The organism is Candidatus Viridilinea mediisalina (assembly GCF_002532535.1).
GTDB classification, from domain to species: domain Bacteria; phylum Chloroflexota; class Chloroflexia; order Chloroflexales; family Chloroflexaceae; genus Viridilinea; species Viridilinea mediisalina.
Map to the genome: position 1 here is coordinate 1 of NZ_NQWI01000027.1, position 18,090 is coordinate 18,090.

At 56.8% G+C, this 18,090-nt stretch carries 20 protein-coding genes and 2 tRNA genes; 13 read left to right on the forward strand and 9 right to left on the reverse strand.

Translation table 11 applies throughout. The features are described from left to right. Nucleotides 1-122: 122 nt before the first annotated feature. From CJ255_RS08100 to CJ255_RS08115, 4 genes are all read right to left on the reverse strand, one after another. Entirely contained in the window at nucleotides 123-1,094 is a 972-nt protein-coding gene (locus CJ255_RS08100; protein WP_097643581.1) for a PrsW family intramembrane metalloprotease, read from the reverse strand. Beyond that, nucleotides 1,094-1,687: an imidazoleglycerol-phosphate dehydratase HisB gene (gene hisB / locus CJ255_RS08105; RefSeq protein ID WP_097643582.1), complete on the reverse strand. Its 594-nt coding sequence runs from the start codon at nucleotides 1,685-1,687 to the stop codon at nucleotides 1,094-1,096. The genes CJ255_RS08100 and hisB overlap by 1 nt, the downstream gene beginning before the upstream one ends. Nucleotides 1,688-1,791: 104 nt before the next feature. Then, nucleotides 1,792-2,130: a nucleoside triphosphate pyrophosphohydrolase family protein gene (locus CJ255_RS08110; protein WP_245863259.1), complete on the reverse strand. Its 339-nt coding sequence runs from the start codon at nucleotides 2,128-2,130 to the stop codon at nucleotides 1,792-1,794. Next, on the reverse strand, nucleotides 2,115-2,888 hold the full coding sequence (locus CJ255_RS08115; RefSeq protein WP_097643584.1) for an inositol monophosphatase family protein: 774 nt from the start codon (nucleotides 2,886-2,888) through the stop codon (nucleotides 2,115-2,117). The genes CJ255_RS08110 and CJ255_RS08115 overlap by 16 nt, the downstream gene beginning before the upstream one ends. 294 nt (nucleotides 2,889-3,182) lie before the next feature. Here CJ255_RS08115 and CJ255_RS08120 point away from each other — a divergent pair, with 294 nt between their 5' ends. Further along, nucleotides 3,183-3,836, forward strand: coding sequence for an FHA domain-containing protein (locus tag CJ255_RS08120; RefSeq protein ID WP_097643585.1), 654 nt, complete (start codon nucleotides 3,183-3,185; stop codon nucleotides 3,834-3,836). Then, nucleotides 3,833-4,426 (forward strand): Uma2 family endonuclease, encoded by a 594-nt coding sequence (locus tag CJ255_RS08125; RefSeq protein ID WP_217352426.1) that lies wholly within the window; start codon nucleotides 3,833-3,835, stop codon nucleotides 4,424-4,426. Before CJ255_RS08120 ends, CJ255_RS08125 begins: the two co-directional genes overlap by 4 nt. Nucleotides 4,427-4,573: 147 nt before the next feature. Here the strand turns inward: CJ255_RS08125 and CJ255_RS08130 are convergent. Together CJ255_RS08130 and CJ255_RS08135 are read right to left on the reverse strand one after the other, a co-directional pair. Continuing rightward, a tRNA-Gln gene (locus CJ255_RS08130) sits at nucleotides 4,574-4,647 on the reverse strand. Between the two features lie 13 nt (nucleotides 4,648-4,660). Next, a tRNA-Leu gene (locus CJ255_RS08135) sits at nucleotides 4,661-4,747 on the reverse strand. Nucleotides 4,748-4,939: 192 nt separating this feature from the next. Here CJ255_RS08135 and CJ255_RS24650 point away from each other — a divergent pair. From CJ255_RS24650 to rsgA, 3 genes are all read left to right on the forward strand, one after another. Then, on the forward strand, nucleotides 4,940-5,065 hold the full coding sequence (locus CJ255_RS24650) for a hypothetical protein (protein ID WP_281257197.1): 126 nt from the start codon (nucleotides 4,940-4,942) through the stop codon (nucleotides 5,063-5,065). A 139-nt stretch (nucleotides 5,066-5,204) separates the two neighbouring features. Then, a complete protein-coding gene (locus tag CJ255_RS08140) occupies nucleotides 5,205-5,501 on the forward strand; it encodes a hypothetical protein (RefSeq protein ID WP_124681860.1) in 297 nt (98 codons plus the stop codon). Then, nucleotides 5,482-6,438, forward strand: a complete 957-nt coding sequence (gene rsgA, locus CJ255_RS08145; RefSeq protein ID WP_097643587.1) for a ribosome small subunit-dependent GTPase A — start codon at nucleotides 5,482-5,484, stop codon at nucleotides 6,436-6,438. Before CJ255_RS08140 ends, rsgA begins: the two co-directional genes overlap by 20 nt. Nucleotides 6,439-6,672: 234 nt before the next feature. Here the strand turns inward: rsgA and CJ255_RS08150 are convergent, their stop codons facing one another. Continuing rightward, nucleotides 6,673-7,515 carry an MBL fold metallo-hydrolase gene (locus CJ255_RS08150; protein ID WP_097643588.1) on the reverse strand — a complete coding sequence of 281 codons (843 nt, stop codon included), beginning with the start codon at nucleotides 7,513-7,515 and terminating at the stop codon, nucleotides 6,673-6,675. Between the two features lie 2 nt (nucleotides 7,516-7,517). Continuing rightward, nucleotides 7,518-8,426, reverse strand: a complete 909-nt coding sequence (locus CJ255_RS08155; RefSeq protein ID WP_097643589.1) for an MBL fold metallo-hydrolase — start codon at nucleotides 8,424-8,426, stop codon at nucleotides 7,518-7,520. 228 nt (nucleotides 8,427-8,654) lie between these two features. On the opposite strand from CJ255_RS08155, the gene CJ255_RS08160 reads away from it, so the two are divergent. After that, nucleotides 8,655-9,419, forward strand: a complete 765-nt coding sequence (locus CJ255_RS08160; RefSeq protein WP_097643590.1) for an LLM class F420-dependent oxidoreductase — start codon at nucleotides 8,655-8,657, stop codon at nucleotides 9,417-9,419. Nucleotides 9,420-9,513: 94 nt separating this feature from the next. On the opposite strand, the gene CJ255_RS08165 is transcribed toward CJ255_RS08160, so the two are convergent. After that, nucleotides 9,514-11,772, reverse strand: a complete 2,259-nt coding sequence (locus CJ255_RS08165; protein WP_097643591.1) for an ATP-binding protein — start codon at nucleotides 11,770-11,772, stop codon at nucleotides 9,514-9,516. Between the two features lie 231 nt (nucleotides 11,773-12,003). On the opposite strand from CJ255_RS08165, the gene thrC reads away from it, so the two are divergent. The 7 genes from thrC to CJ255_RS08195 all read left to right on the forward strand — a co-directional run bounded on the left by thrC (nucleotide 12,004) and on the right by CJ255_RS08195 (nucleotide 18,056). Further along, nucleotides 12,004-13,323, forward strand: coding sequence for a threonine synthase (gene thrC, locus CJ255_RS08170; protein ID WP_097643592.1), 1,320 nt, complete (start codon nucleotides 12,004-12,006; stop codon nucleotides 13,321-13,323). A 239-nt stretch (nucleotides 13,324-13,562) separates the two neighbouring features. Next, nucleotides 13,563-14,759: a class I SAM-dependent RNA methyltransferase gene (locus CJ255_RS08175; RefSeq protein WP_097643593.1), complete on the forward strand. Its 1,197-nt coding sequence runs from the start codon at nucleotides 13,563-13,565 to the stop codon at nucleotides 14,757-14,759. A 70-nt stretch (nucleotides 14,760-14,829) separates the two neighbouring features. Beyond that, nucleotides 14,830-15,336, forward strand: a complete 507-nt coding sequence (locus CJ255_RS08180; protein WP_097643594.1) for a hypothetical protein — start codon at nucleotides 14,830-14,832, stop codon at nucleotides 15,334-15,336. A gap of 5 nt (nucleotides 15,337-15,341) precedes the next feature. After that, nucleotides 15,342-16,397 carry a glucosaminidase domain-containing protein gene (locus tag CJ255_RS08185; protein WP_245863260.1) on the forward strand — a complete coding sequence of 352 codons (1,056 nt, stop codon included), beginning with the start codon at nucleotides 15,342-15,344 and terminating at the stop codon, nucleotides 16,395-16,397. Continuing rightward, nucleotides 16,397-17,071, forward strand: a complete 675-nt coding sequence (locus CJ255_RS08190; protein ID WP_165774618.1) for a M23 family metallopeptidase — start codon at nucleotides 16,397-16,399, stop codon at nucleotides 17,069-17,071. Before CJ255_RS08185 ends, CJ255_RS08190 begins: the two co-directional genes overlap by 1 nt. Then, on the forward strand, nucleotides 17,058-17,198 hold the full coding sequence (locus tag CJ255_RS23445) for a hypothetical protein (protein ID WP_165774619.1): 141 nt from the start codon (nucleotides 17,058-17,060) through the stop codon (nucleotides 17,196-17,198). The genes CJ255_RS08190 and CJ255_RS23445 overlap by 14 nt, the downstream gene beginning before the upstream one ends. 270 nt (nucleotides 17,199-17,468) lie before the next feature. After that, nucleotides 17,469-18,056 (forward strand): PspC domain-containing protein, encoded by a 588-nt coding sequence (locus CJ255_RS08195; RefSeq protein WP_097643595.1) that lies wholly within the window; start codon nucleotides 17,469-17,471, stop codon nucleotides 18,054-18,056. Nucleotides 18,057-18,090: the final 34 nt, after the last annotated feature.

Genomic DNA, 18,090 nt, shown 5'->3' on the forward strand with positions numbered 1-18,090 from the left:
GAAGCCAGCTTGTCGAAGCCAGCTTGTCGAAGCCAGCTTGTCGAAGCCAGCTTGTCGAAGCCAGCTTGTCGAAGCCAAGCGGCGCGGCCCAGAACTTCTTCGCGCTAACGAAGTTTTTTTATTTATACTAATGGCGATAACTGAGCTACTTCGTTGCGCCACTTGGCCACACGGGCGCTGTTGCCGCTCTCTTCGCCGAAGCGAGCGAGTTGATGCTTCTTTTGGGCCAGATTGGCGCAGGCATTGTAGAAACGACGGGCGTTGCGCCCCTGCAAGCGCGCACGGGTTTGGCCCATAATTGAGCATGCAGTCTCGTATTGAGCTTGGCTGAGTACCCCCATGGCCACTTCGTCACGCAGTTGATCCTGCATCCAGCGCTGTTCGCGGCGGATCGCCCAAATGGCCACGCCCAGCGCAACAAGCCAGGTAAGCCAGTCCACCAGCATCATCGCAACAAAGCCACTCAACCCAGCAGTCCCCACCAAGAAGACCGCCATGCCATTGTGCAGGGCGTGCAGGAAGATGGCGATGGCTAAACCGATGATGGGAAACATGAATTTGGCAATCGGGTTGGGGTTGAGCCGCGCAGCCGCGAGGCCAATGCCAATAAAGGCCGTGTAGACCGCATGACCCCAGCCGCCCAAAATGACGCGCAGGAAGAAGAGGACGAACATATCGGGGTAGCCGCCAACTTGGTACGCGAGGAAGTAGAGGTAGAGCACGTTTTCAGTAGCGGCAAAGCCCAAGGCGGTAATCGCGGCATAGACCATCCCGTCAAGGATCGAGTCAAACTCATGGGGGAAAATGAGGAAGATGAGGGCAACTGCCAGCCCCTTGAGTACCTCCTCGACAATGGGGGCAACAATTGTCGGACCAGCAAGATCGGCGGCCACGTCGCCAACCAGCAAACCAATGCCCAACTGGAACACAGAGGACCAGATAATTGCCCCCATTGTGGCCACGAAGGCCCCCCAGATGAAGGCTCCCACCAGGAGTTTCAACGGCTCCTTCTCGAAGCGGTCGAGCCAGTAGACAATCGCGGCATAGAAGAAGGCCGGGACGAAACTGATAACCACAGCAATAAAAAAGGCCATTAGAGTACCCCCTTTGTGCTGGGAACACTATCGGCTTGACGTGGATCATGGCGTGTGGCGGCATCGAGGGCGCGCCCAAGGGCTTTGAAGATCGCTTCAACCTTATGGTGATCGTTGCGTCCATAGAGGACTTGGGCGTGCAGATTGAGGCGTCCGTGGAAGGCAAGGCTTTCGAGCAGGTGGAAGATTAGGTCGGTACCCAACTGGCCCAAACGTGGCGTTACAAACTCGGCCTGAACGACACAGTAGGGGCGGCCACCAAGATCAACGGCAACCAGCGCCAGCGCTTCGTCCATCGGCACAAAACTATGGGCCGTCCGCACAATCCCACGACGCTCATCAAGCGCCTGATCGAGGGCGCGGCCCAGGCAGATGCAGACATCTTCGGCGGTGTGGTGTTCATCTACATGCAGGTCACCGTGGGCTTGAACCTCCAGATCAAAGAGGCCATGACGCGCCCACAGAGTGAGCATGTGATCAAGGAAGCCAATGCCGGTACTGATCGAGGCTTGGCCGCTGCCGTCAAGATCGAGGCTAAGCACGATGCTCGTTTCGCCGGTGGTGCGGCTAATAGTGGCTTTGCGATGATTCATAGCGTATTCTACCAATTAGCATTGAGCATGACCAATGGCAATCTAGCGCATTGAGATGCCATGCTCGGCTTTCAGCTATCGGCTATCGGCTATCGGATTTGGTATTACTCAGCACGGTGCAGACTTCGTTCAGCCGAGAAGCCATCGGGGTAGCGTTGGCGTAATTTGGCGATATTCTCGGCCATCACGTCGCTCATCTCCAACTCAAGCGCATCACAGGCGATCGCAACATACCAGAGGATATCGCCCAATTCTTTGCTTAGAGCCGCCGTATCGAGGGGATGATCGTGGAAGACATGCTTTTTGAGCGTATCGGCCCATTCACCCGCTTCACCACAAAGGCCAAGGGCGGCATTGAGCAACCGTTCGTTGCGGGTGCGCTGGGGCGCTTCGCTGCGTAGGGCGAGGCGCTGGTAGTCATTGACATTCATCGGTTGATGCACCTCAATACTTCATCAAATACGAGTCCATTGGTACTCATCCCCTCTTCGTTCTCAATCGTCGCATTGCCCTGCCAATCGGTGAAGGTTCCACCGGCTTCACTGAGGATCGGCAAGAGCGCAGCGGCGTCCCAAACACTCATAATGGGATCGAGTGCAACCTCGGCGCGCCCGGTAGCGACAAGCAGGTGGCCATAGCAATCGCCCCAGGTACGGAAGAGTCCACATGTTGCGATGATGCGCTGGAAGGCATCGGCTCTGTTGTAGCGTTCGTAGCCGTGGGCAATCGTAGCAACCACAAGGCTGGTATTGAGGCTTGTCACGGGTGAGACGCGGCAGGGGCGGCCATTCCACCAGCAACCGAGCCCTTGGGCCGCATAGACGATCTCGTTGAGGGCGGGCATATTGACCACCCCAAGGATGGGTTGGCCCTCACGCAGCAGCCCGATCATGACCCCATAGAGCGGCATACCGCGCACAAAAGTTTTGGTACCATCAATCGGATCAAGAATCCAGCGATAGGTAGCCCCGGCCCCACCACTCAACCCCTCCTCTTCACCAAGGATCGCGTGGTCGGGATAGCGCTCTTGCAGTGCCGCCCGCAAAAAAGCCTCAGCCTCACGGTCGGCAATGGTCACAGGCGAAGCATCGGCTTTATGTTCAATGGCGAGATCGCTCTGAAAGTAGCGCAGGGTAATCTTACCAGCCTGCCATGCAAGTTGATGGGTAAAAGCAAGTAGCGAGGATAACTCTGTAGTCATGGGCACTCCGTATTACCGTTTGCGAGGACGCGAGGACGCGAGAACGCGAGGACGCGAGGACGTGAGGACGCGAGGACGTGAGGACGCGAGGACGCGAGGACGTGAGGACGTGAGGACGCGAGGACGCGAGGACGTGAGGACGCGAGGACGCGAGGACGCGAGGACGCGAGGACGCGAGAACGCGAAGCCTTCGCCTCTTCGCCTCTTCGCCTCTTTATCTGAAACCTTCCTCCAGGGCTATGATACACTACATGCAGTCCGAAAGGAAAACCCAACTCTTCCCATGGTAGCCATATGCAACACGAAGCACCTCTTGCCCGTTTAGTGGCACTCAGCGATGACGTTGTACCGAGCGAGTTTGCGCTGTTGGGCGAGGAACATAGTATTGGGCGGGCAGCGCTCTGCGACATCGTGATCAACCGGCAGACCGTATCGCGCTTGCATGCGCGGGTTCTGCGAGAAGGGCCACGGCATTTGTTGCAGGATGCAGGCAGCGCGAATGGCACCTTCATCAACGGGGTGCAGATCAACGCGCCACACCTCTTGAGCAACCGCGACACGATTGGTTTAGGCGCGGCGGGCGAGCTCTTACGCTTCATTGATCCCGATCCCACCGTGGTGCCCACCACGCGCCTACGGCTTGACGAGCGGATGCAGATCTTTTATCTAGGCAGCCAAGCGCTCGAACTGACGCCGAGTCAACAGCGGCTCTTGACCCATCTTTACCGCCATGTGGGTGAACTGGTGACCCGCGAAGCGTGTGCCGAGGCGATCTGGGGGCGCGACTATGATCCTGGCTTAGACGCGGAGGCGCTCGATCGCGCCATCAGCAACCTACGGGGCGTATTGCGGCGCAGCGAGCATGGGGCAGAGTTGTTGCAGACCCGGCGAGGCTTGGGGTACATCCTGTTGGCACAACCACCACAACGCGAGGGAGAGGCGCAATGAGTGTACCTACCGCAGTCAGCATGAGCGAAGCGGACTACCTTGCCTTTGAGCGGGCTAGTGCCCAGAAGCATGAATACTACAATGGGCAGGTCTATGCAATGACCGGCGCTAAGGCAACCCACAACCTGATTGTAGGCAACACCTTAGCGGCACTCCACCGACAGTTGCGAACCAAACCTTGCCAAGTCTACCCAAGCGACATGCGGGTCAAAATAAGCCAAACCGGCCTGCACACCTACCCTGACATCGTTGTCGTCTGCGGCACACCCATGTTTAGCGACAAGAGCCAAGATACGCTCTTAAACCCCCTCATGATCGTAGAGGTTCTCTCAGCATCTACAGAGCGTTATGATCGAGGCATGAAATTTCAGCACTACCGCACCCTTGAGAGCCTTACCGTATACCTCTTGATTGCCCACGATCACCCTCATCTGGAATATTTTGCACGCCAAGAGCAAGGCTTGTGGATGTTACGAGAAGCAACTGAGTTAACCCAGACCCTAGAGATCGAAGCGCTTGGTTGTAGCCTGAGTGTCGCGGATGTCTATGAAAAAGTGGTCTTTGAGGGCGAGGGATCGGTGCCGTCGTAGTGCCGATTTTAGTCGGCATCTAACGGCAACCTGCGGTCTCAGCCGACTAAAGTCGGCACTCCGTCGGAGACCAAACTGTAAAGTAATCCTAAAACCTTGTCTAAACAAAAAATCCGACGCCTGCATGAGACGTCGGAACAACAAGTTTGGCTGGGGCACAGGGACTCGAACCCCAACTACCTGATCCAGAGTCAGGCGTTCTACCGTTAAACTATGCCCCACTATGATCTGAGTTGGTGCCGAAGGTGGGACTCGAACCCACACGAGGTTGCCCCCACTACGCCCTGAACGTAGCGCGTCTGCCAGTTCCGCCACTTCGGCAGGCACACAGCAACTCAACGGGTTGTATGGTACACCCTTTGGGGTATTTTGTCAAATGCTTTGCCATGGAGGGGTGAATAGGATGATTGACAAGCTTCCTTCTGCGTGGTATGCTGCTCTCGGCTGATGGAGCTATCCATCAGTACGCAGGAAGTGGCCGCTTTGGAACGGATTGGAAAGGAGCGAAGCGCTATGTTCAAGCTATTATGTGTGACTATTGTCGGCTTCGCTACGTTGGATCTGCTGGTTCGGGCCGTTGTTGCTCGTGCTGCCGTTGATCCGCGTCCACCCACGTTCCATCTGCTCAGGGGCGCATAAGGCCCTGCTTCATCCGAGCATATGGCTGTGGGTTGCAAACAGAGCACCCACAGCCTTTTTGATTCTGCAAAGGGTCGTGGTGTGCTGCGCCACGCCCCTTTTTGGGCATGTCGATTTTTTAACTGAAAGGAACCTACCAATGATATCGATGAATCACGCTATTGAGGCTAGACGCACGCTGCCGGATTTGTGTTTACTGCCGCTTGAAGCGGCTCTCAGACCCCAAGGGAGTGCTACAGTGATCATTTTAGAGCGTGATCATTCTTTACATAACTATCCGCCTACCGAGCCTAGTACTCATGTGCAGCAGGCCGCGCTGGAGTTGCCTGAAGCGCAGGTTCAGCCCCATCTTTTGCGTCGTATCATCAAGTTTATTTTTGATCTGCTTGGAATCAACACCATGGAGGTGCGTATTCATGACCATATGCAGCACTGAGGGTGGGCCAATGGGCCAGCCTTCGCGCCCTGATCGGCTGCTTGGTACGGTACTCCGCGCTCAGAGTGGCTTCTTCTGGGTGCAGACGGAGGCGGGCGTGATTGAGTGTCGCCTGCGTGGGCGGTTGAAGCGCGAACGCCTCGCAACCGATATTGCGGTGATTGGCGATCATGTTGAGATTAGCCGCGCTGGTGGTATGACTGGTGCAGTTGAAGCGGTGTTGCCGCGCCGCTCCAAGCTGGCCCGCCGGGGCGCGGGGGCGCGGGGGGCCCACAAAGAGGATGTCTTGGTTGCCAATCTCGACCAAGTGTTGCTCACGTTTGCCTGTGCTGCCCCGTCCTTCGCCCCACGCATGCTCGACCGCTACCTCGTGATCTGTGAATATAGCCAGCTTGATGCGGTGGTGGTGGCTACCAAGACCGACTTGGTGGCTCCTGCTGAAGCGCAGGCGCTCTTTGCGCCCTACGAGCGGATTGGCTACCCGGTGCTCTATGTTTCCAACACGACTGGCGCAGGGCTAGAGGCGCTGCGGCACCAGGTGGCTGGGCGCATCAGCGTGGTTACGGGGAAATCGGGGGTGGGCAAATCGAGCCTCCTCAATGCACTGCAACCCGAACTGCACCTAGCCACTGCGGCGGTCAGTACGGCACTCAACAAGGGCCGTCACACCACCACCGTAGCCGAACTGATCCCCCTGCCTGAAGGCGGATTCCTCGCCGACACCCCCGGCATCCGCGAGATCGGGCTTTGGCAGGTGCCTACCGAAGATTTGGCGTGGTGCTACCGTGAACTGCGCCCCTTCATTGATGACTGCTTCTTCGCAGGTTGCACCCACACCCACGAGCCCAATTGTGCGGTACGGGCGGCATTGCGACAGGGTGCGATTGCCCCTGAACGCTACGAGAGCTATGTGCGGCTGCGTAGTGGTGAGGTGTAGTACTAAATTCGATAGCCGATAGCTGAAAGCCGAACATGGCGTCCCAATATGCTTTCGCGTTCTTGATGATGCGGTATGTTCAACGCCGCAAAGGAACGCAACAAAGCTGCGTTGCCTTCGCCCCTCTCCCACAACGTGGGAGAGGGGTAGGGGGTGAGGGCCATCCTGGGCATCCCAAAGCCCTATTGGTCGCTACAGAAGCAAACGTTTTGTCCGCCCATAAACCCACAACTTCTACACCTCCACCTGCACCCCTTCACGGGCAGCATCGAGGATGAGCGTATGGCCATGGGCGTTCAATTCGGCACCGTAGTGTACAAGCAGTTGGTCAAGTTGGGCATCGGTGCGCGTAGGGGCGTGGTGGAAGAGGTAGAGCCGTTCAACCTTGGATTCGAGTGCCAGTTCAATGGCATCTTCAACCCGACTGTGGCCGTAGTCTTGCACATGCTCTTGGCGGGTGTAGGGCGCACTATGGATAAGCAGATTGGCATGTTTGGCAAAGCCAACCGCCTTGCGCCAGATAATATCGTTACTGTAGCGCACATCAGTGATATAGACCAGCGCTCGCTCGCCCTCTTCGATACGGTAGGCCCAGATGGGTGAATTGAGCCGTTGCGAGAGCGGCATAGCGCGAATGGTCAGGCTGCCAACCTGCACCGGCTCGGTGGTAATGGGCACAAAGTTGTGGGTAGCTCCAATATGTGCTAGGCCATAGACAGGTGAATAGACGGGTGAAAGGATGCCGTCATAGACCATCTCGAGCGAGCCACGGGTGCTATCGGGGCCATAGATGCGTAGTTGGTTGCCGGGCACATGCACCACTCCGGGAAAGGGCAGCCCAAGGATATGATCCCAATAGGTATGGGAGATCAGCAGGGTCAATTGACCCCGGCCCTGCCCAAAATCCCCTCGCATCAGGTGGTCGCCAAACTGACAAAAGCCGGTACCACTATCGAGAGCCAACAGTTCACCATTGGTGCCATGGAGCGCAATACAGCAGGTATTGCCACCATAGCGCAAATAGTCGGCACCGGGCGTTGGCACATAGCCTCGCACCCCCCAGAACGCGATCCTCATGGTTAACTCCCTCGGCGCAACTCAAGACCCTCATAGGCTGCGCGTATCAGCAGTCCGGGGGGGGCCAAGGCTTGTTGATCGGCCACAATGCGATCCAACTCATCATCGCTGCGGTGCGGATCGTGGTGGAAGAGGAGCAGTTCGCGTACCCCGGCTTCCTCAGCAATTTCACGCGCTTGACTAGCGGTACTATGGCCCCAATGGGGAAAGCGGGCATACTGCTCATCGGTGAATTGTGCGTCGTAGAACATCCAATCGGCACCTTGTGCCAGTTTAATGATGCCAGCCCGCATCTCGGCCAAGGTTTGCAATTCAGCCTCACTGTTGGGTTGGGGCGAACCATTCCAGACGATGCGTTCTTCACCAAAGAGGACGGTATGGAATGGCCCGGTATCGGGGATGAAGGCCAGCACCCCTTCGGGAGTTTCGAGGCGGTAGGCGAGGGCGCGGTAGGGGTGGTTGGCGCGAGCAGCACAGACCTTCACGTCACCCAAGTTAAAACTGAGACCCTCGTGGATTTCGTGGAAATGGAGTCGCGCACGTAGGTCTTCAAGATCCATTGGCAAGAGTGGATCACTGAGCGCATTGGCAATTGTGGTACGCAGACTCGATTGGGTACGGCGCAAACCATAGACATCAATCGCACAATTCTTGCGCGCCAAGGGGGCAAAAAACGGAAAGCCGATGATATGATCCCAGTGGGTATGGGTAATCAGCAGATCAAGCGCCTCGGGCGGTTGCGCTTCAGCCTCCAAAGCTGCGCCCAGCAGACGCATGCCGGTGCCTGCATCAAGCACGATGCAACGTTCGCCTGCCCGCACCTCTACGCAGGTAGTATTGCCACCGTAGCGTAGCACATTGGCGCGTGCCACCGGATAGGAGCCACGGGTTCCCCAGATACGTACAATCATTATTCAGCCCAGTGTCACAAAGTAGCTTTTGCCACAGTGTACAAGATAAACGCAACCAAGACCAAATCTAGTTGTGTGTTGCGTTGTGCGACGGCTCCGCCGTCGCACAACGCAACACGGTTTAGGGTTGCGGCTGTTGGGGCTGCGCCCCAAACCCTGCCTTAAAACCGTCTTGTATTACTATAACGTGGTATCATGAGCCGAATCTACAAGTAATAAGGAGTCAACATGAGCCAAATCCGCATAGGAGTACAACTTCACCCTCAGCATACGACCTGGGATTCGTTTGCCGATGCGGTACGTCACGCTGAAGCACTTGGTTGCGATACGATCTGGAATTGGGATCACTTCTTTCCACTGTATGGTGATGCACAAGGGAACCACTTTGAAGGTTGGACGCTCTTGAGTGCGATGGCAACGATCACCAAGCGTGCCGAGATTGGCTGTTTGGTGAGTTGCAATAGCTACCGCAATCCGGCTCTGCTCTCCAATATGGCCAAGACGGTTGACCATATCAGTGGAGGACGGCTGATCTGTGGTTTGGGTGCTGGCTGGTTTGAACGTGATTATAACGAATATGGCTACGAGTTTGGCACTGCTGGTGACCGTCTGCGTGCCCTTGGTGCGGCGCTACCGATCATTCAACAGCGTTGGGCCATTGATGTTCCTGCTCCGCTGCGTCCTATTCCTATTCTGATCGGTGGTGGTGGCGAGAAGGTTACGCTGCGATTGACCGCACAGTATGCGAATATTTGGCACGGCTTTGGTACCGCCGCAATCTTGCGCCATAAGAATACCATTCTTGATGAGTGGTGCGCCAACGTTGGACGCGATCCCCAGGCGATTGAACGGAGTGTCTCGCCCGCGAAGGGCGAGAGCCTTGATGCCTATGTGGAAGTTGGGGTGACCCACTTCATCTTTGGCATTGGTGAACCTTGGGATTTCAGTGCGGTGGAAGCAGCACTGCGCTGGCGTTCGCAGCTTATACCATAGCCGATAGCCGATAGCCGATAGCTGAAAGCCGGACATGGCATCTCAATGCGCTTGAATGTCATGAGGCATGCGGCCTGTTCAATGGTAATTGGTATTACGTGAGTTGATCGAGGGCCACAGCGGCCCGCTCGCCTTCAGCCAGTAGTTGTTCAATCAGGTTGAGGAGATCGCCAGCGTTTTGCTGCGGTGCTTCGAGAGTCAAGCAGATCTGGGCCGCCTGCTGTGCCCCCAAGGTTGCACTTGCGCCACGTAGCCGGTGGGCCAATAGGGCGATGCGTTGCGTATCGCCCGCTTTGGTGGCCTCGCGCATTGCTGCGATATCACTACGCAACTGCTGGCGGTAGGTTTCGATAAGAATGATTAGGTCTTCGGCAAAGAGGGGGCCCAGATCGGTTCGCAGCCGATCAATGGCTGCATAGTCGAGAATGATCTGCTGATCTGGTGATGTTGCTGGGTTTACATGATCATTGCAGGCCCGTTGCAGGGCGGCCAAGAGATCATCGCGTTGTACTGGTTTGCTGATATAGTCATTCATACCAGCAGCCAGGCATGCCTCGCGGTCGCCCACCATAGCCCCTGCGGTCATGGCCACGATATAGGGCTGGCGATCTTCGGGCAGCGTCGTCCGTACATGGCGCGTGGCTTCTAGGCCATCCATTTCAGGCATCTGCACATCCATCAGGACAATATCGTAAGCTTGGTTTTCAAGCGCAGCTAGAGCCTCATAGCCATTGGCTACCACATCGGCCTTCAAGCCAATGCGTTCGAGCATGCGTAATGCCACCTGTTGGTTCACCAAGTTATCCTCGGCCAAGAGAATACGCACATCCTGCGGTAATCCATTGTATGGTGGGGGCGTTGTAGGGCGCTGGCGTGGCGGTAGGTTGGTCGCAGTCACTGGGAGACGCACGCTAAAGACAGAACCCGCACCAACACTACTGGCGACCTCAATGCTGCCGCCCATGAGATCACAGAGCCGCTTACAGATAGCCAAACCGAGGCCAGTACCACCATAGCGCTGCGTCGTGGAAGCGTCCATTTGGCTAAATGGTTGGAACAGACGCATCTGACGATCCTCCGGAATACCCATGCCCGTATCACTGACGATAATATGTAATTCTAACACTCCGGGCGTTATGCTGCTAGTGATATTCATCCTTACTAATACTTCGCCTTGGCTGGTAAACTTGACGGCGTTGCCAATCAGGTTGAGAAGAATCTGGCGTACGCGGGTAACATCACTGATCAATTGTTCTGGAACGGTGAAATCAATCGCAGCGGCTAAACGCAGCCCCTTTTCGCTCGCACGTGGGGCCAGCAAATCAATCACCTCCGCGACGCAGGTGCGGGGATTGAAGGGTTGGTGTTCGAGGTCCATATTGCCCGCTTCGATCTTCGAGAAATCGAGAATATCATTGATGACTGCCAGCAGCATATCACCACTGGTGCGGATTGTCTCGGCATAGCGGTGCTGTTCTTTACTCATCGGGGTGTCGAGTAATAATTCAGCCATCCCAATCACCGCGTTGAGTGGTGTGCGAATCTCGTGGCTCATGGTCGCCAAAAAGGCGCTCTTCGAGCGCGTGGCCGCCTCGGCTTCGTCACGCGCCCGGATCAAAGCTTGGGTCGCTTGCATGCGCTGGGTCACATCCAAGGCGGCACAGAGTGCGCCTCGTGGCACGCCGAGTACATCCATGATGGGCGAGCAGCGCACCTCAAAAACCAGATCCTCCACATAGATGACACTTACCACATGTTCACCTGCTAATGCCTGACGAATGCATGTGAGTAATTCTGGCACATGGCTCAACAGTTCAAAAATAGAACACCCTTGAATGTGATCGGTTTCCATCTGGAGCAGATTGAAACGAGTACCCTCTGCGAGGCTTACTTGACCATGCACATCGGTAGCCAAGAGCAGGATCGGTAGTGCGGCAATCAATGTACGCAGCGAAAGCGCACCATGGCGTAGCTCCATCTCGGCGGCATGGCGTTCGCTCACATCACTGCCAATTCCAATGAAACGACAGATTCGTCCGGTATGATCAAAGACTGGCGAGATCTGCAAGGTGACCCAAAAGGGCGAACCATCCTTGCGGTAATTCAAAATCTCTTCGCTGAAACTGAGGCCAGCCGCTAAACCGGCCCGAATGCGAGCAACCGTCTCGTGATCCGTACCGGCACCCTGGAGAAAACTTCCTGGTTTGCGCCCACGGATCTCATACAGTTCATAACCAGTAATGCGCGTAAAACCTGCATTGACCCATTCAATCAACCCTACGCCATCAGTGATAATGACCGAATTGGTGGTATGCTGGGCAACAAGGGCCAGAATAGCAGCATCGGGTAGCATGCCAAATACCCCTCTCAGACGAGCCTTGGTGCATCATAGAACACCAGACTGGGGGCTGCCCCCGCGAACGCTGGGGACAGGAAGCAGAGACAACCATATCAGGTCGTATCATTGTACGCCAATTCAAGCTTGCATGAATACCTGAACGAAGGCTGTATATCTATCGTAGCACTCAAGTGCAACCTAACTGAATCCTAACCAAGTGGTATACTTGACCCAAGGAGACTCTTTATGAATACCTACAATGCACACTTCGCCGCTCAAGACGATCCCAATGAACGCTACCCCTTGACCGATGTGGTCTACTATTCCCAATTTGGTGGCCTGCTTGAGGTGCGCCACGATATGGAAGCTCTGCGTACCCGTGATGCCGAGGCGTGGAAGCAGCTCTTCGAGAGCCGTTGGATGCGTACCAGTTGGCCCTATGGCTCAGGGGTTTGGGGTAAAAAAGAGTGGGTCTGTCCGACCGTCGCCGATGAGAATGTGGTCAGTATGTTCGAGGGCGGAACCAATCTCTTTTGGGCTGAACGCTTTGGGCGTGAGCTTGGGGTGGAAGACCTTTGGATTAAATTGTGTGGCAATAGTCATACCGGCTCGTTTAAGGACTTGGGCATGACCGTGCTGGTCAGTGTGGTAAAGCAGATGATCAGTGAGGGTAAGCCCATCCGTGCGATTGCTTGTGCTTCCACCGGCGACACTTCAGCGGCGCTGGCGGCCTATGGCGCGGCGGCTGGCATCCCCACGATTGTCTTTCTACCCAAGGGGAAGGTCAGTGTGGCCCAACTGGTGCAGCCGATTGCCCACGGTGCGACGGTGCTTTCGCTCGATAGCGATTTTGATGGCTGTATGCGGATCGTGCGCCAAGTGACCGCTGATCCCAATAGTGGCATCTACCTGGCCAATTCGCTCAATTCACTGCGTGTGGAAGGCCAGAAGACTGTCGGGATCGAGATTGTCCAGCAGCTTGATTGGCAGGTGCCCGATTGGATTATCATTCCTGGGGGCAATTTGGGTAATACCTTTGCCTTGGGCAAGGGTCTGCTGATGATGCATGAGTTGGGCCTGATTACACGGCTACCGCGCATTGTCTGTGCCCAAGCCCAGAACGCCAATCCGCTCTACCGGGCCTTCTGTGACAACTGGCGCTATGAGCCCATCCAGGCCCGCACCACGGCTGCTTCGGCCATCCAGATTGGCGATCCGGTGAGCGTGCGCCGGGCGATTACGATGCTGCAACGCTTCAATGGCATCGTCGAGCAGGCCAGCGAGCAGGAATTGGCCGATGCCGCCGCCCGTGCCGACCGCACCGGTGCCTATGCCTGCCCCCATACTGGGGTTGCGCTCGCCGCCCTGATCAAACTGATCGAACGGGGCGAGATTGCGAAAACCGACCGCGTTGTGGTGGTCTCGACCGCCCATGGGCTCAAATTCAGTCGCTTCAAAGTGGACTACCACGAAGCTACACTCGCTGAAGTCACGAGTCGTTACGCTAACCCTCCCCGCGAACTGCCTGCCGACGTAGATGCTGTGCGCCGGGCGCTAGATTTGTAAGACATGGTTCGTAGCAACGGTATCGTTTGCGAGGACGCGAGGACGCGAGGACGCGAAGACGCGAAGCCCTCGCCGCTTCGCCTCACGCATCCTCGCAAGGACATGGTTCGTAGCAACGGTATCGTTTGCGAGGACGCGAGGATGCGAGGACGCGAAGACGCGAAGCCCTCGCCGCTTCGCCTCACGCATCCTCGCAAGATGGTAAAGCAACCTTCGGCTTTTCTGAAACCTTTCTGCTTATGCGCGCCAAAGAATTTCGTCAATTGGTCACGACCCTAGCCCGCGAGGGCGCACCCGTTGAACCCCGTTGCCCCCACGCGAACGAGTGTGGCGGTTGTGCCTTTCAGGATCGCACCTATGCGGATCAAGTCGCCGCGAAAGCAAGCGCTCTCAGCCGCGTCTTTGCCGCAGCAGGCATACCCCTGCCCACAGGCCCGCAGGTGAGCGTGGTGCCCTCACCTGATCCCTTTAGCTACCGTACACGCATGGATTATGTGGCCACCAAGGGGCGCTTTGGGCTCCGTGCGCGTGGCAAGTTCAATTTTATCATTGAGCTTCAGACCTGCCACCTGATTCCGCCGAGCGCCTTTGCGGTGGCCCACAAACTCTGGCTCACCGCGCAGATCCTTGGCCTGCCCGACTACAATGTGCGGAGCCATGTTGGTTTTTTGCGCTACATTGTAGTACGGCGTAGCCCCAACGAGCGCCTGCTGCTGGCCGCAGTGACCGCCGCTGGTGCCTATGATGAAGCTATGGAACAATTGGCGGCCACTGCCCTTGCCCAGCCCCAAGTAGCCAGCTTCTACTGGTTGCTCAACGATAGCCTCACTGATCTCTCCTTTGGGCAGCCGCTCCGCCACTGGGGCCAGGAACTGCTCACGATGGGTTCTACTCCTGGCCAACTGCTGATTGGCCCCAACACCTTCTTTCAGAACAACATTCACCTGCTGGATCAGCTTTGTGCTGCTGTGCTGGCCGCAACGACCGCAAGCGGCAAGCCGGTGCGCGTAGCCGACCTGTATGGCGGCGTAGGGACGCTGGCGCTGCATCTAGCCCCCCACGTCGGCATGGTAGATTGTGTCGAAGCGGTCGCTGAGAGTGCCGCCCTCGCAGAACGGAATGGCGCTGCGGCTGGCATCACCAACTTCCGCGCCATTGCGCAGGATGTCTTGCCCTTCCTGCGCGAACAGTCGCCCGCCGCCTATCCCGTTGTTGTTGCCGATCCACCACGTACCGGCTTAGGGCCGGAAGTCTGTGCTGAACTGCTGCGCCTAGGGCCCCAGCGCATCATCTATGTTTCATGCAACCCCTTGACCCAGTGTGAAGACCTGCACGTCCTCGCTGCGGCCTATCGCCTCACTGCACTCACGGGCTACGACATGTTTCCCCACACGCCCCACGTTGAAACCTTGGCTATCTTGGAGCGCCATGTTTGAGCTTGACAAAAACATATGTTCTGGTATGCTACGAGAGTGATTCATTGTGTTGCTTCGTAGAGAGGTCGTTATGGCAATACGCAGCCGAACACTAGGCATAACACGCCTCACGCTGGTGCTGCACAATCTGGTCAGCGCGTTGCGCTTCATAACTCTCCTTGTCGCGGCGGTGGCGTTCTACTTGTGCATGAATCTGATTGTCGAATGGGGGCGCGTCTGGAGCGATGATCTCCACTATGGACGACCACGGACGACCCATGTGGAGGGCTTTGTGGGCCATAGTGCTGAGGGTAGCGGCCATCCCACTCGTTTCATTGCAATGAACTTGGATCGCCAAGTGATTATTTTAGAACTACCGGGCGGCGATGCGACACAAGTACGGCATCTACCGGGGCCATACCTCTTTGGCGCACGCGAAGACCTTACTCCAGTCCTACTGACACTCCGCGATGTGGACGGGGATGGACAGGACGATCTGGTTGCAACAATTCGTAATGAAGAGATCGTCTATTTGAATCGAGATGAAGGCTTTCGGCTGCCCCACGCTGCCGAGCAATTGCAATTCCTAGAGGAGTGAGCGTCATGAACAGCACAAATGATCGCAAGCCTTTGGGCGGGCCATCCCACCAACGGGCGCGACCGGCTGGGCCTTCAGGGCGCTCGCCGCGTGACCCCATTTTGCCGCCCGATAGTGATGATCGCGGTATGATCGAGCGCAGACCTGCACCTACCCACTACGAGGGAGCGCAGCGCGGTGATGCGGCCCATCCGCCACAACGGGTGGTACGTGAAACCCCCGCCGCGTACCAAGGGGGGCGCATGTACCGTGCGGGCGTCGAGCGGCGCGGGCGTTCCCCCCATGCCTTCTCTGAACCATGGGACGGTGCGGACGATCTGTACCAAGCGCACCGACGTGCTGATCATGCGACGGGTGACCTGCTACGCGCCGAGCACATGCTGAACATGCAACGTCCACTTGAGCTTGGACGTAGCTTCGAGCGTCACCGCAGTGGTTGGCTGATGCTTATTATCGCCGTTAGCCTCATGATCATTTTCTTTGGACTATCGCGCAATAGTTCTACAATCTTTTATTCCGGCATGGGCTTTGGTGAACAACAGACCACAGCGCTCAATGCTACGCTCCTTGGTGCTATGCGCCCGGCGGGTGACTATGTCCTCCGCGCCCCGCCTAGCCTCACTGCGGATCAGATTGATCGCATTCTGGCCTCGTATCATTCACCCGCCACAGGCACCGGCGAAATCTGGTACAATCTTGGCCTTGAGCGCGGCATTGATCCTGCCTACGCCGTCGCCTTCTTTATCCACGAGAGTACTGCCGGTACGGCCCAGGGTTGGGCCGGGCTCAAGCCCGATGGCAGCACAACGCACAACGTAGGCAACATCATCTGCGCTGGCTATGCCACCTGCTTTGGCCGTTTCCGCGACTATCCCTCTTGGGAGGTGGGCATTGCCGATTGGTACCGCCTCATTGATGTCGAGTACCTCAATGGGCGTGGCCACCAGACGGTGGCTGACATTATTCCTGTCTATGCACCTGCCTTCGAGAATGATGTTGATGGCTACGTTCATGTGGTGCAACGCCTCGTTGATCAGTGGCGTACCTATGGGGTGCCGTGATGTTCCACCAAGGGCATGGCCCTGGCCCAACCATGGTCATCTTCCTCGTGATCATTAGTCTGGGGCTATTCGTGCTGCTGGCCAACGCTGGCAATAACGAGGTACGAACGAGTCGCTGGCTCGGCCCGAACGATGCCATGCAACCCATGCACCCTCTGGATGAGCCAGGGCTGCGCGGCGAAGCGCTGGCCCAACCCGGCCTGCGTGGGCGTGGTCTGCCCGGGACTGAACGGCCCAATGGCAACCCGCTACGCTCACCCCATACCGTCATGACCCAAGGCTATGGTGTGGGCACCCACGCCCCTGCCGAGGTTTGGGGGGCGATTGATCTTGCTATTGATAGCACTGGCGATGGCCGCGCCGACCCTGAAGGAACCTGGAACCATCCCATCTATGCCACCCACCACGGCATCGTGAAGGTCACCCCCAATAGCTACCCCGCCGGTAACCACGTTTGGGTCACCAATGATGCCTATCGCACAGGTTACGCCCATCTTGCCGAATTTGCCGTCACTACCGGCCAATTTGTTGAGGCGGGCGACCTAATAGGCTTCATCGGCTCTACGGGCATGTCCTCTGGCCCTCATCTGGACTACCAGGTCTGGGTTTGGGAGCATGGCCGCTGGGTCAATGTGAATCCTTTAGGCTTTGGTGCGCTTGATGGGGTGCCTTAAACTCAATGTTGGCGCGAAGAAGCTTTGGGTTGGCGGGCGGCTGTACCGTCGTAGTGCCGACTTTAGTCGGCATCCGGGGGTTGTCGGCGACCTCAGCCGACTAAAGTCGGCACTACCTATGGCGTAGACTGTAAAGTGGCCTGAAACCATCCCTAAACTGCAACAACTCAGCATTACTCACCGTCAAATGGTGTATAGGCAACGGAAATGCGTGAGGCGAAGCGGCGGGGTTCTCGCGTCCTCGCAAACTGCAACATGTGCTGAAACCTTCCCACAACATAAGATGCTATCTGAAAAGTCTATAAACTGGCACTGGAGTGCCGGCTTCAGCCGGCTAAAGCCGGCACTCCAGCGCGTACCCACTAGCTTTTCAGACAACTTCATAAGGAGCAACCAGATGCAACCGCGACTTTCACGCAGCAACCATGAGCGCATGCTTGGCGGTGTGTGCGGCGGTATCGCTGAATACTTCAATATTGACCCAGTGATCGTGCGGCTCATCTTTGTGCTGATCACGCTCTCGTATGGCTTTGGTTTGCTGGCCTACCTGCTCTTCTGGTTCATTATGCCCACTGCACCTACGTTGCACTACCAGGGCCGGAGCGATCACGTTGATGCCCAGCAAGATCTGTTTGGCCAACAGGCGCAACAACGCAACCAAGAGGTCTTTGTTGGGCAACGCAGCGCCCAAGCCGGACGGACAGGGCCCGATCAGCACTTCGATCCGGTCTCTGGCCTACCCCTCAACCCCGATAGGCCCGCCACAGGCCGCACCGTCAATCTCGGTACCCCGCCTGATGATCACATGAGCCCCTATGCCCAATCCGCCCCTCAGCCAGTACGCCGCTGGAAGAGCTTAGGGGTTATCCTGGTCGGGATTGGTGGCGTGATTCTGCTTGAACAGCTTGGCATCAATCTGTCGCTGCTCTTCCCGGTGTTGCTGATTGTCGCTGGGGTTGTCTTGATGCGCCGTCGGCCCTCGTAACAAACTATTTACACTATGCCCCATGTGTGCTACT